The organism is uncultured Sphingomonas sp. (genome assembly GCF_964237335.1).
GTDB lineage: Bacteria > Pseudomonadota > Alphaproteobacteria > Sphingomonadales > Sphingomonadaceae > Sphingomonas.
This window is the reverse complement of record NZ_CAXSHM010000001.1, coordinates 119,597-131,727: the sequence shown is the minus strand read 5'-3', so window position 1 is coordinate 131,727 and position 12,131 is coordinate 119,597. Positions and strand designations below refer to the sequence as shown.

The following is a 12,131-nucleotide window of genomic DNA, read 5'->3' as shown; positions in this document are numbered from 1 at the left end:
GCGAGCTTCTCGCGACGATCAGCGCGCGTCGGCCATCAGGTCCACGTCGCTGCCACCCCCCGCGCGGGGGCGCACCGACACCAGATACGCGCCGCCGCCCGGGTGGCTGCCGGCCAGCATCTCGCCGTCGGCGTCCGCGCCATGGCCGGCCGAGAAGCCTGCAGCGCTCGTCCTGGTGTAATACCAGTCGAGCATCCGCTGCGGGCTGGCCGAGCTGGTGAAGCTGACGATCCGCAGCGCGCATCCTTGGCCGTCGGCGCCCGCCGCCTCCGTCACCCGCGCGTCGGGGTAGAGCGGCACCGACGCGGGCAGGCGGGTGGACCAGGTTGCGGTATAGCTGATCGAGTTGGAGCAGGTGCCGACCTGACCTTTCTGCCGGCCGGCGAGTGCGCCGAGCGTCAGCGCCTGGCGCGCGGCGGCGCATTCGCGGCAGGTGCCGTGCGCGGCCGGTGCGTGGCGCAGCGTGTCGTGCTCGGCGGGGCCCGATTGCGCCGCCAACTGGGCCGCGACGTCGACCGGCGGCGTGGCGCCGTCGACCGGGCGGGGCGGCGGGCGCAGCGCGTTGCGGTTGGCCTGCTGGACGAGGTCGGGATCGACCATGATCTGGTCGTGCAGCGCGGCCGTCAGCGCCGGGTCCGCGTTGGCGTTGGGCGCGGTGACGTTGGTGCCGGTCAGTTCGGCGTCCAGCGTGTCGACGGGCTTAGTCGCATCGGGCTTGGGGCCGCCGCAGCCGGCGAGCATCGCCGCCGCCGCCATCGCGAGCCCCGCTTGTGCCGTAGTCAGTCGTGTCGCCCCCATCGCCCGCTCCGTCGTCGCCCCGGCGGCCATGCCAGCTCAGGGTTAAGGACGGGTGAGCGGCGTCGCGCGCTCAGGTCAGCGTACGCGCCAGCGCGGCGGCGAGGCCGACGATCCCCACCAGCATCTGCGGTGGGCGGAGCCGTGCGAAATGCGCCGGCGCGTCGCCGCTCATCGCCGCGCGCCGGTCGAGCAGCGCGACCAGCGCGAAGCCGAGCGCCAATAGGGACAGTGACAGCGACAATCTGGGTACCGCGATCGCAACCAGGGCGAGCAGGAAATAGACGAGCATCGTCGCGATTTCCGCAGCGGTTGACGCGCCCGGATTGCCCATGCCGAACCCGCGCCGCACGCCCGCGATGAACACCAGGATCAGCGCCCCCCACAGGATCGTCGCCTGCACCGCCCACAGCGGCCACGGCCACGGCAACAGCCACGCTCCCGCGCCACCGACGACGAGCGGCAGCATCGGGCCATAGCCGAACAGCACGGAGGTGGCGGGAACGCGGGGATCGTGCGGATCGGCCATGCGGTGCCAACGTGCCGACGCGGGCAGGGTTGCCGGTCAGTCTCGCGAGAAGACCTCTTCATGTGGCAAGGTGATGCCAAGCGAGGCCAGGACGACATCGGCTTCGGCGGGCAGCCAGTCGTCGGCCCAGTCGGACGTTCCCACCCGGCGGACATGGCGGATGCGCTGCATGTTGGGATCGACGAACAGAATGTCGCGCATACCGGCCATCGCGGTGTACTCCCGCAATTTGACGACCTGATCGTGCGAGGCCGTGGACGGCGACAATACCTCGATCACCATCACCGGGTCGCCCAACAGCTGCTTGAGATCGTTCGCCGGATCGGCCGGCGAGCCGCAGTAAACGCTGACGTCCGGCAGCCGAGCCGTGTCCGCGCCCGTCTTCACCAGCAGATCGGGACCATAAGGCCGGCAGCCGGTTCCGCGCAGCCTTGTCCTGAGCGCCACGTATATGTTGCCGCACACCATTGCGTGGATCGCCGTGCCGCCGGCCATCATGTAGATCAGGCCATTGTCCAACTCGGCTTTCGCGCCGCGGAAATCCATCGCGAGAAACTCCTCGACGGAGATGCGACGATAGGCGGGGTCAAGCGCGATGCTGGCCATAAGCGATCAGTACGCCATGCGCCCAGACAAGCAAAGAGCCGGAAGGTTACCCTCCCGACTCTCTGATGTATTTGAAGAAGGCTAGCGACGGCAAGCCGCCGCTGGACGTCGAACAGGTCTGACGGCGATGCCGCCAGCCTGCCGGCCGTTCTGATTGCGTGTCGGGCGCAGCGAACGCTGCGCCCGTCCGAAATCAGAAGTCCATGCCGCCCATGCCGCCGCCCATGCCGCCACCGGCGGGCATGGAGGAACCCTTGTCCTCGGGCATCTCGGACACGGTCGCCTCGGTGGTGATGAGGAGACCCGCGACCGACGCCGCGTTCTGCAGCGCGATCCGGACGACCTTGGTCGGGTCGATCACCCCGGCCTGGACCAGGTTCTCATACGTGTCCGTCGAGGCGTTGAAGCCGTACGACGTGTCGCTCTGATCGAGCAACTTGCCCGACACCACCGCGCCGTCCATGCCGGCGTTGGCGGCGATCTGGCGGACCAGCGACGTCAGCGCTTTGCGGACGATGTCGATGCCGCGCGTCTGGTCGTCGTTGACGCCCTTCATCCCGTCGAGCGCCTTGGTGGCGTACAACAGAGCCGTGCCGCCACCGGGGACGATGCCCTCTTCGACCGCAGCGCGGGTCGCATGGAGAGCGTCGTCGACGCGATCCTTGCGCTCCTTGACCTCGACTTCGGTAGCGCCGCCCACCTTGATGACGGCGACGCCGCCGGCGAGCTTGGCGAGACGCTCCTGGAGCTTCTCCTTGTCATAGTCGGACGAGGTGTTCTCGATCTGCTGACGGATCGCCTCGGTACGGCCCTTGATCTGCTCGGCATCACCCGCGCCATCGACGATGGTGGTGGTGTCCTTGTCGATCGTGACGCGCTTGGCCTGGCCGAGCATCGCGACGGTGACCGTCTCGAGCTTGATGCCCAGGTCCTCGGAGATCATCTCGCCCTTCGTCAGGATCGCAATGTCCTCGAGCATCGCCTTGCGGCGATCGCCAAAGCCCGGCGCCTTGACCGCCGCGACCTTGAGGCCGCCGCGCAGCTTGTTCACCACGAGCGTGGCCAGCGCCTCGCCCTCGATGTCCTCGGCGATGATCAGCAGCGGGCGACCCGACTGCACGACCGCCTCGAGGATCGGAAGCATCGCCTGGAGATTGGAGAGCTTCTTCTCGTGAATCAGGATGTACGGATCGTTGAGCTCGACCGACATCTTCTCGGGGTTGGTGATGAAGTACGGCGACAGGTAGCCGCGGTCGAACTGCATGCCCTCGACGACGTCCAGCTCGAACTCGAGGCCCTTGGCCTCCTCGACCGTGATGACGCCTTCCTTGCCGACCTTCTCCATCGCTTCCGCGATCTTCTCGCCGACTTCCTTGTCGCCGTTCGAGGAGATGATGCCGACCTGTGCGATCTCGGCGGTGCCCGCGACGGGCTTGGAGCGCGACTTGACGTCCTCGACGACCTTGATGACGGCCAGGTCGATGCCACGCTTGAGGTCCATCGGGTTCATGCCGGCCGCGACCGACTTCATGCCCTCACGGACGATCGCCTGCGCCAGGACGGTCGCGGTGGTCGTGCCGTCGCCGGCGATGTCGTTGGTCTTCGAAGCCACTTCGCGCACCATCTGCGCGCCCATGTTCTCGAACTTGTCCTTGAGCTCGATCTCCTTGGCGACGGTGACGCCGTCCTTGGTGATCCGGGGAGCGCCGAAGCTCTTGTCGATCACGACGTTGCGGCCCTTGGGCCCCAGGGTGACCTTCACCGCATCGGCGAGGATGTCGACGCCGCGCAGGATACGCTCGCGTGCGTCGCGGCCGAACTTCACTTCTTTGGCTGCCATGGTGGCTGTTCCTTCTGTATCGTCACCCCGGCGAAGGCCGGGGGCTGGTGCGGCGGATGCCGCGCTCGTGGAAACCGACCCTGACCTTGTCGTCAGGATGGGCGTCGCAGGCTGTTCAGCCCACGATGCCCAGGATGTCGCTTTCCTTCATGATGATGAGGTCTTCGCCATCGACCTTGACCTCGGTGCCCGACCATTTGCCGAACAGGATCTTGTCGCCCGCCTTGACGTCGAGCGGCGTGATCTTGCCGTCGTCGGAACGCGCGCCGGTGCCGGCGGCGACGACCTCGCCCTCCTGGGGCTTTTCCTTGGCGGTGTCGGGGATGATGATCCCGCCAGCCGTCTTCTCTTCCGCCTCGACGCGGCGGACGAGGACTCGGTCGTGCAACGGACGAAAGTTCATGTTGCCCTGATCCCTTGATCGTTGATGGGTGAGTTGGCTTGGCACTCACGGAGGGCGAGTGCCAATGGCGGCGATATGCGATCGGCTCTCCGCCCCGTCAACAGCGTTCAGCCGGTTAATTCGCGTCATAATCGGTGATCGGACCAGCGGGGCGACGAGACGGGCCGTTTACGCGCCCGCACGACTGCTCTAGCTCACGTTTGTGACGGTTTCGGGAGCATGCGGGTGAAGCTGGTTCGGGGCGCTTGGACGATACTGGTCGGCATCAAGGACGCGCTGGTGCTCGCCGCGATGCTGATGTTCTTCGGCCTGCTGGCGGCGGCGCTGCTCGCGCGGCCGAGCCGGGGCGCGGTCGGCGACGGCGCGCTGCTGCTGAAGATCGACGGCCCGATCGTCGAGCAGCCCGCCGACCCCGGCTTCTCCGCCTTCGCCAGCGGGCAGAAGATGCCGCACGAGTTCCGGCTGCGCGATCTCGTCCGCGCGATCGACAAGGCGAAGGACGATGCGAGCGTCAAGGTGGTGGTGCTCGACCTCGACGAGTTCGGCGGCGCCTATCCGGCCGCGCTGGACGAGGTGGGCGCGGCGCTGCTGCGGGTCCGCGCGTCGGGCAAGAAGGTGCTGGCCTATGCCACCGCCTATACCGACGGCGGCTATCGGCTGGCCGCCAACGCGAGCGAGATCTGGGTGAACCCGATGGGCGGCTCGCTGTTCCTGGGACCGGGCGGATCGCAGCCCTATTACAAGGGCCTGATCGACAAGCTGGGCGTCAACGCGCACGTCTACCGCGTCGGCAAGTACAAGAGCTACGTCGAGCCCTACACCCGCACCGAGGCGTCGCCCGAAGCCAAGGAGGAGTCGGTCGCGCTGTACCGCGTCCTGTTCGACGGCTGGCAGCAGTCGATCCACAAGTCGCGGCCCCAGGCGCAGTTCGCGGACTTCCTCGCCCAACCCGACAAGGTGGTGGTCGCCGCGAACGGCGACATCGCGCAGGCGAACCTGAAGGCCGGTCTGGTCGACAAGCTCGGCGACCGGCTGGCGTTCGGCAAGCGGGTGGCGGAGCTCGCCGGCGTCGACGGCGGCAAGGCGGCGGGCAGCTTCAAGACGATCGCCTATCAGGATTACGTCGACATCAATCCGTTGCCGACGAGCGGCGACGCGGTCGGCATCGTGACGGTCGCGGGCGACATCGTCGACGGCAAGGCGGGACCCGGATCGGCCGGCGGCGACACGATCGCCGCGCAGCTGCTCAAGGGCCTGGCGACCAAGAACCTGAAGGCGCTGGTCGTGCGCGTCGACTCGCCGGGCGGCTCCGCGCTCGCATCCGAGAAGATCCGGCTGGCGGTGGCGGAGGCCAAGAAACAGGGCCTGCCGGTGGTCGTCTCGATGGGGTCGGTCGCGGCGTCGGGTGGCTATTGGGTGTCGACCGCGGGCGACGTGATCTTCGCCGAGCCCAGCACCATCACCGGCTCGATCGGCATCTTCGGCATCATCCCGACGTTCGAGAATGCGCTGAAGAAGATCGGCGTGACGAGCGACGGCGTGCGCACGACGCCGCTGTCCGGCCAGCCCGACGTGCTCGGCGGCACCACGCCGCAGGCGGACGCGGTGTTCCAGGCCGGCATTGAGAACGGATACCGCCAGTTTGTCGGCCGGGTCGCCACCGCGCGCCACCTGACGCCGGCGCGGGTGAACGAGATCGGCCAGGGCCGGGTATGGGACGGCGGCACCGCGCACCAGATCGGCCTCGTCGACCGGTTCGGGACGCTCGACGACGCGGTGGCGGAGGCCGCGCGGCGCGCGAAGCTCGACCCCGCCCACGTCCATGCCGAGTATCTGGAGAAGAAGCCCGGCTGGACCGCGCAGCTCGCCCAGTCGCTCGGCCACAAGGACGATGACGACGATACGGCGACCGCGATGGGCGGCACCGACGCGTTCGGCCATGTCGCCGCGGACCGTCGCGCGATGCTCGGCCGCGCGCTTGGGGACGCACGGCGGCTGGCGACGGGCGCGTCGATCCAGGCGCGCTGCCTCGCCTGCGCGGGCCTCGGCCCTGATGCAGCGGATGCGGACGATGCGCGGCTGGTCGACGTGGTGCTGGCACGGCTGGGCTGGTGACGCCGCGCCGATGTTGACCGCGAGCCGGGCGGTGGCGGTGTGATCCGCCCGGCTCACCCGGACGACGCGGGCGCGATCGCGGGCATCTATGCGCCCTATGTCACCGGCGGCATCGCGACGTTCGAGCTCATCCCGGCGGGCGCCGCCGAGATCGCTCGACGGATGGCATCGTCCGACGGGCGGCTGCCGTGGCTGGTGTGGGAGGATGCCGACCGGGTGACAGGCTATGCCTATGCCTCGCCGTTCAACGCGCGGGCGGCGTATCGCTGGACGGTGGAGACGACGGTCTATCTAGCGGCAGCGGCGCATGGTCAAGGCGTAGGCCGGAGGCTGTACGAGGCGCTGCTGACGATGCTCACGGCGCAGGGCTTCGCGCAGGCGGTGGCCCTGGTGTCGCGGCCCAATCCTGCGTCCGAGCGGTTGCACGAGCGGCTGGGCTTCCGGCTGGCGGGCACGATCGAGCGGGCGGGCTGCAAGCATGGCGCGTGGATCGACGTCGGCTACTGGCAGCGCGCGCTCGCCGATCCGGGCGATCCGCCGGCGGAGCCGCGCGTGATAGCGAGCGATCCTTGACGCCAAGACTTGTTTCAATCGCCAAACCATTTCCCAAACGGCGAGGTGTTGCCGGCCGAATAATTACCAACTGAAAACTTGGAGGAGATGCTGCGATGACCAGGGCGATCTTCATCAGCCTGCCCGTTGCCGACGTCGCACGGTCGACGGCCTTTTACGAAGCAATCGGGTTCGAGAAGAACATGCAATTCTCGAACGAGCATGCGTCGTCGATGATGTGGTCCGACGCCATCTCGATCAACGTGCTGGACAAGGGCTTCTACGCCACGCTGACGCCCAAGCGGATCATCGACGCGCACACGAGGAGCGGCGTGCTGATCGCCTTCCCGTTGGACAGCAAGGAAGCGGTTGATGCGATAACGCGGGCCGCGGTGGCTGCTGGCGGTGGTGACGAACATGGCGCCGAGGACCTGGGTTTCATGTACAGCCGCGCCTTCACGGACCCCGATGGACACGGTTTCGGTCCGTTCTGGATGGACGTGGACGCGGCAGCCGGGGCGTTGGCGCCGGCCACGGACGACTAGGGGCGGTAACTTCCTACAACGGCCGACCCGCCTGACAGCGCTCCAGCTCGACGGGATCGTGGGTGCAGGTGATCGTCACTTCGTCGCGCCGCTCGATCGACAGTGCGCGCAGCCAGGCCTGGTTCTTCATCCGGCTGTCCGCGTCCATCTCCATCAGCCGCTGATAGCCCCGCAGACCTGGCGTGCAGCGTCGCCGCGCGCTCCGCATCTCGCCGCGGTAGAAATAGGCGTCGCCGGCGTGCAACAGCCAGCGGCCGTCTTCCCGGCGGATCGCGACGCCGGCATGGCCCCAGGTGTGACCGGGGAGCGGCACGAGCAAAATCTCGGGCGGCAGGCCGTCGAGGTCGCGCACCGCGTCGAACCCGAACCACGGCTCGCCGCGTGCACCATAGCGACGCCACGCCTGGACGCCGTCGAGCTGCGCCGGGCGCCAGCGGTTGCGCGCGACGACGCCGGCGCGCGGGCCGGTGGCGTCGTCATACTCTCGCTGCATGACGTGGACGGTCGCGTTCGGGAAATCCTCCAGCCCGCCCGCATGGTCGAAGTCCAGGTGGGTTGCGACGATGTGGCGCACGTCGGCGGCGCGGAAGCCCATCGCCTCCACCTGCCGAACCGCCGTCTCCCGCTCGTGCAGGCGGATGTTGAGCATCAGCCGCCACGGCAGCGTGATGCGCGGGTGCGGATGGCGGTGCGGGTGGGCGACGTCGCGCAGGCCATAGCCCGTGTCGACCAGCACCAGCCCGTGCGCGTCCGTCTCGATCAGCAGGCAGTGGCAGACGATCCGCCCCAGCGGCCCGAGGCTGCGCCCGTCGAACAGCGCGCCGCCCAGCGGACAGTCGGTGCCGCAGTTGAGGTGGTGGATGCGCATGGCGTTCCTCTCGCGGCCGGCTGCCGGTCCGTCGTTGCTTTCAACGAGAGGCGACGGCGATCGGGTCCATAGGCCTGGACCGGCTTACCGGCGGCCGCCATAAGCCGGCAGCGCCAGCTTCCAGCGGATCGCCGCCGCCCGCAGCGCGAACCCCGCCGCCGCCGCGACACCCGCCGCCACCGGGGGTGCGACGCCCAGCCGCTCCAGCGCGACGAAGCTGCCCGACGCGAGCGCGGCGGCGGTGACGTACAGTTCCGGGCGCATCAGGATCGACGGCTCGCCCGCCAGCATGTCGCGGATGATGCCGCCGACGCTTGCGGTCACCACGCCCATCAGCGCAGCGGGGACGGGCGGCACGCCATAGCCGAGCGCCTTGGCCGCGCCGTACACCGCATAGGCGGCGAGCCCGACCGCATCGAACCAGTCGAGCGCCGCGCCGCCCTCCCTTGGGCGCCACCAGGCTCGCGGGCTCAGCCAGATGGCGCCCGCGACGACCAGGCACACGACGGCGACGTGCCCGTCATGCACCCAGAACACCGGCGCGCCGATCAGCAAGTCGCGCGCCGTGCCCCCGCCGACGCCCGTGACGAGCGCGAAGAAGGCGAGGGTGACGATCGTCTGCCCGTGTTTGGCGGCCGCCAGCGCGCCCGAGGCGGCGAACACCGCGAGTCCCGCGATGTCGAGCCACGGCGCCGCGATCGGCAGCAGGACGTGCGGCGGCGGCAGGATGTGCGCGAGGACTTGGGGCGTCGGTGGCATGGCCCTCTTCCTACCGTCGTCTTCGCTCGAGCTGAAGCCTCGCCCTGAACCCTCGCCACGCCGGTCAGCCCCGCTCGCGGCCCCGCCGGGTCGGCGCGTGGAAGTCGGGCGGCTTGTCGGCGACCCAGCGGATGAACCGCGCCACCGGCTCCAGCCCGCGCACCGCCTCCAGGCCGCCGCCGGCGCCGGCCACGAGCCGGGCGAGATCGGCGTTACCGGCCGCCGCGTGGATGGTGCGGTGGCAGATTGGGTGGACCGGCACCGTCTCGCGGCCGCCCTCGCTCTTGGGAACCGCGTGGTGCCACTCGACCTTGCTGCCGATCGTGCGACCGCACAGCGCGCAGGCGAGGACCGCGTCCCCGGCATCCGGCGCCACCTGCGCCAGCGCGGCCTCCGCCAGCCGGCGCCTGACGCGGCCCCGCGTCATGCCGCCGCCGCGCAGGCCCTCACCGCGTCACCGGTGCTTCATCGACTCGATCAGTTTCTTGACCTCCTGGCTGCGCCCGCGCGGCAGGATCAGCACGTCGCCGCCGCTCGCCACCACGATCAGGTCCTCGACGCCGACGAGCGCGATCCGCACGCCGTCGCTGCGCACCAGGCAGTTGCTGGTGTCGATCGCGAGCACCTCGCCCCCCTCGCTGGTGGCGTGCGTGTTGCCGTCGGCGTCCGCCTCGCTGATCGCGTGCAGCGCGTCCCAGCTGCCGACGTCGCTCCAGCCCATGCTGACGGGCACCACCGCGACCCGCGTCGCACGCTCCATCACCGCGTAGTCGATCGACTGGTCGGGCGCCGCGGCGAAGGCGTCGCGGTCTGGGAATATTCGAGTTCCCTCCCGCGCTGCCGCCGTCATCGCGCCGCGCGCGGCGACGAGCATCCCGGGCTCGAACTCGGCGAGCGCCTCGAGGTAGCGGTCGGCGCGGAACAGGAAGATGCCGCCGTTCCAGACATGGTCGCCGCTCGCCAGCATCGCCTCCGCCCGGTCGCGCGGCGGCTTCTCGACGAACCGCGCGACGCGGTGGACGCCGGGCGCGACCTCGTCGCCGACCTGGATCCAGCCATAGCCGACCTCCGGCGCGTCCGGCGTGATCCCGAAGGTGACGAGCCAGCCCTGCGCGACGAGCGGCAGCGCCGCCTGCACCGCGGCGTGGAAGGCGGTGATGTCGGCGATGACATGGTCCGACGGCATCACCAGTAGGGGGGCCTCCTCGTCACCATCCGGGCCGGCTCCGGCCTCGATCGCCGCCAGCGCGATGGCGGGCGCGGTGTTGCGCGCCATCGGCTCCAGGATCAGCGCCCGTGCGCGGGTCGCGACCGCGCCCAACTGGCGCTCCACCTCGTCGGCATGACGCGCGTTGGCGACCACGATGGGCGCGGCGAACGCTTCGCCACCCACCCGCATCGCGGTCATCTGGAGCATCGTCTCCTTCGCCGTCAGCGGCAGCAGCTGCTTCGGCCGCTCCGGCCGGCTCATCGGCCACAGCCTGGTCCCCGATCCGCCCGACAGGATGACGGGGACGATCGGGTGCGGCTGCGACATGGAACGATGGTCTCCGGTTCGCGTCGCCATTGGGGTACGCCTGCACTTCCCTAGCTGGCCTCTCGCGGATCGGGAAGGGCATCGCGCTGCGGCGCGTCACGAACGTCGGCAACGATTTGTTCGTCAATTTCGCGCATGCGTGTGTCGGTCCGCTTTACACAGGCGGCGGCGCGAAGGGGCGGACACGGCGCGATGATACGGCTGTTCAAGCATTACATTCCCCACGCGGTGCTGCTGCTGGGCGTGTGCGACGCGGTCGCGCTGCTCGTGGCGGCGGAGATCGGCTGGGTCGTGCGTGCGCACCAGATCGGGATCGAGGCCGGGCCGGTGTGGCATCGCATCCCGCGGCTCGTCGCCTTCGCGGCCAGCCTGCAGCTCGCGATGGTGGGGGTCGGCGTATACTCGGCGGGCAAGCTCCACTCGATGCGCTATGCGGCCGCGCGGCTGCTGGTGGCGGTCTCGCTCGGCGTGATCGTTCAGAGCGTCATCTTCTTCCTGGTTCCCGAGATCACCTTGTGGCGATCGAACCTGTTCTATGCGCTGCTGGCGGCGATGGTGATGCTGATGGCGCTGCGGCTGGTGCTGGCGCGCGCGATCGGCGGCGCGGCGTTCCGGCGGCGCGTGGTGGTGCTCGGCGCCGGTCCGCGGGCCGCGCGGCTGAAGGATCTGTGCGCGCAGGAGGGCGCGGGATGCATGGTCGCAGGCTTCGTCGCGATGGCCGAGGCGGGGCGCGTCCTGCCCGAGGCGATCCCGCGCGACTATATCTCCAACCTTGCCGAGCATGTGATCGCGCTGGGCGCGAGCGAGGTGGTGCTGGCGCTCGAGGAGCGCCGCAACGCGCTGCCGCTCGCCGATCTGCTCCGCGTCAAGACGACCGGCGTCGAAGTGTCGGAGCTGTCGAGCTTCCTGGAGCGCGAGACGGGGCGGATCGACCTCCAGTCCGTCAATCCGTCGTGGCTGATCTTTTCCGACGGTTTTTCGTCGGGGCGGATGCTGTCGGGGGTCGTCAAGCGGCTGTTTGACATCGCCGCGAGCCTGATCCTGCTGCTGCTGACCGCGCCGATCCTGCTGGTGACCGCGATCGCGATCCGGCTGGAGAGCCGCGGGCCGATCTTCTATCGCCAGCGCCGTGTCGGGCTGTTCAACGAACCGTTCGACATCCCCAAGTTCCGCTCGATGCGCACGGACGCGGAGGCCGGCGGCGTGCCCGTCTGGGCCGCCAAGGCCGATCCGCGCGTCACCCGCGTCGGCCGGATCATCCGCAAGATCCGCGTCGACGAGATCCCGCAGGCCTGGAGCGTCCTGAAAGGCGAGATGAGCTTCGTCGGCCCGCGTCCCGAACGCCCGCAGTTCGTCGAAAGCCTGGAGCGCGAACTGCCCTTCTACGCCGAGCGGCACATGGTGAAGCCGGGCATCACCGGCTGGGCGCAGATCAACTATCCCTATGGTGCCTCGATCGAGGATGCGCGGCACAAGCTGGAATACGACCTGTATTACGCCAAGAACTATTCGCCGTTCCTCGACCTGCTGATCCTGCTGCAGACGCTGCGCGTCGTGCTGTGGCCGGAAGGCGCGCGCTGAG

Annotated in this window: 13 protein-coding genes; 4 read left to right on the top strand and 9 right to left on the bottom strand. The window is 69.4% G+C overall.

Annotated features, from left to right (window positions below):
• Window positions 1–18: 18 nt before the first annotated feature.
• The 5 genes from ACFE65_RS00575 to groES form a co-directional block, all read right to left on the bottom strand.
• Window positions 19–828 carry a hypothetical protein gene (locus ACFE65_RS00575; protein ID WP_375380380.1) on the bottom strand — a complete coding sequence of 270 codons (810 nt, stop codon included), beginning with the start codon at window positions 826–828 and terminating at the stop codon, window positions 19–21.
• Window positions 829–868: 40 nt separating this feature from the next.
• Complete coding sequence (locus tag ACFE65_RS00570) at window positions 869–1,324, bottom strand: DUF3429 domain-containing protein (RefSeq protein WP_375380379.1); 456 nt, start codon at window positions 1,322–1,324, stop codon at window positions 869–871.
• A 36-nt stretch (window positions 1,325–1,360) separates the two neighbouring features.
• Complete coding sequence (locus ACFE65_RS00565; RefSeq protein ID WP_375380378.1) at window positions 1,361–1,930, bottom strand: Uma2 family endonuclease; 570 nt, start codon at window positions 1,928–1,930, stop codon at window positions 1,361–1,363.
• Between the two features lie 193 nt (window positions 1,931–2,123).
• On the bottom strand, window positions 2,124–3,770 hold the full coding sequence (gene groL, locus ACFE65_RS00560; protein ID WP_375380377.1) for a chaperonin GroEL: 1,647 nt from the start codon (window positions 3,768–3,770) through the stop codon (window positions 2,124–2,126).
• A gap of 115 nt (window positions 3,771–3,885) precedes the next feature.
• On the bottom strand, window positions 3,886–4,173 hold the full coding sequence (gene groES / locus ACFE65_RS00555) for a co-chaperone GroES (RefSeq protein ID WP_375380376.1): 288 nt from the start codon (window positions 4,171–4,173) through the stop codon (window positions 3,886–3,888).
• 225 nt (window positions 4,174–4,398) lie between these two features.
• Here groES and sppA point away from each other — a divergent pair, with 225 nt between their 5' ends.
• The 3 genes from sppA to ACFE65_RS00540 all read left to right on the top strand — a co-directional run bounded on the left by sppA (window position 4,399) and on the right by ACFE65_RS00540 (window position 7,385).
• Window positions 4,399–6,288 carry a signal peptide peptidase SppA gene (gene sppA / locus ACFE65_RS00550; RefSeq protein ID WP_375380375.1) on the top strand — a complete coding sequence of 630 codons (1,890 nt, stop codon included), beginning with the start codon at window positions 4,399–4,401 and terminating at the stop codon, window positions 6,286–6,288.
• A gap of 39 nt (window positions 6,289–6,327) precedes the next feature.
• Window positions 6,328–6,861, top strand: a complete 534-nt coding sequence (locus ACFE65_RS00545) for a GNAT family N-acetyltransferase (RefSeq protein ID WP_375380374.1) — start codon at window positions 6,328–6,330, stop codon at window positions 6,859–6,861.
• Window positions 6,862–6,956: 95 nt separating this feature from the next.
• Window positions 6,957–7,385, top strand: a complete 429-nt coding sequence (locus tag ACFE65_RS00540; protein ID WP_375380373.1) for a VOC family protein — start codon at window positions 6,957–6,959, stop codon at window positions 7,383–7,385.
• 13 nt (window positions 7,386–7,398) lie between these two features.
• On the opposite strand, the gene ACFE65_RS00535 is transcribed toward ACFE65_RS00540, so the two are convergent.
• The 4 genes from ACFE65_RS00535 to ACFE65_RS00520 form a co-directional block, all read right to left on the bottom strand.
• On the bottom strand, window positions 7,399–8,253 hold the full coding sequence (locus tag ACFE65_RS00535) for an MBL fold metallo-hydrolase (protein WP_375380372.1): 855 nt from the start codon (window positions 8,251–8,253) through the stop codon (window positions 7,399–7,401).
• An 84-nt stretch (window positions 8,254–8,337) separates the two neighbouring features.
• Window positions 8,338–9,012: a trimeric intracellular cation channel family protein gene (locus ACFE65_RS00530; protein WP_375380371.1), complete on the bottom strand. Its 675-nt coding sequence runs from the start codon at window positions 9,010–9,012 to the stop codon at window positions 8,338–8,340.
• A 64-nt stretch (window positions 9,013–9,076) separates the two neighbouring features.
• Window positions 9,077–9,439, bottom strand: coding sequence for an HNH endonuclease (locus ACFE65_RS00525; protein WP_375380370.1), 363 nt, complete (start codon window positions 9,437–9,439; stop codon window positions 9,077–9,079).
• 27 nt (window positions 9,440–9,466) lie between these two features.
• Window positions 9,467–10,549: a mannose-1-phosphate guanylyltransferase/mannose-6-phosphate isomerase gene (locus ACFE65_RS00520; protein ID WP_375380369.1), complete on the bottom strand. Its 1,083-nt coding sequence runs from the start codon at window positions 10,547–10,549 to the stop codon at window positions 9,467–9,469.
• Window positions 10,550–10,741: 192 nt separating this feature from the next.
• On the opposite strand from ACFE65_RS00520, the gene ACFE65_RS00515 reads away from it, so the two are divergent.
• A complete protein-coding gene (locus tag ACFE65_RS00515) occupies window positions 10,742–12,130 on the top strand; it encodes a TIGR03013 family XrtA/PEP-CTERM system glycosyltransferase (RefSeq protein ID WP_375380368.1) in 1,389 nt (462 codons plus the stop codon).
• Window position 12,131 lies beyond the last annotated feature (1 nt).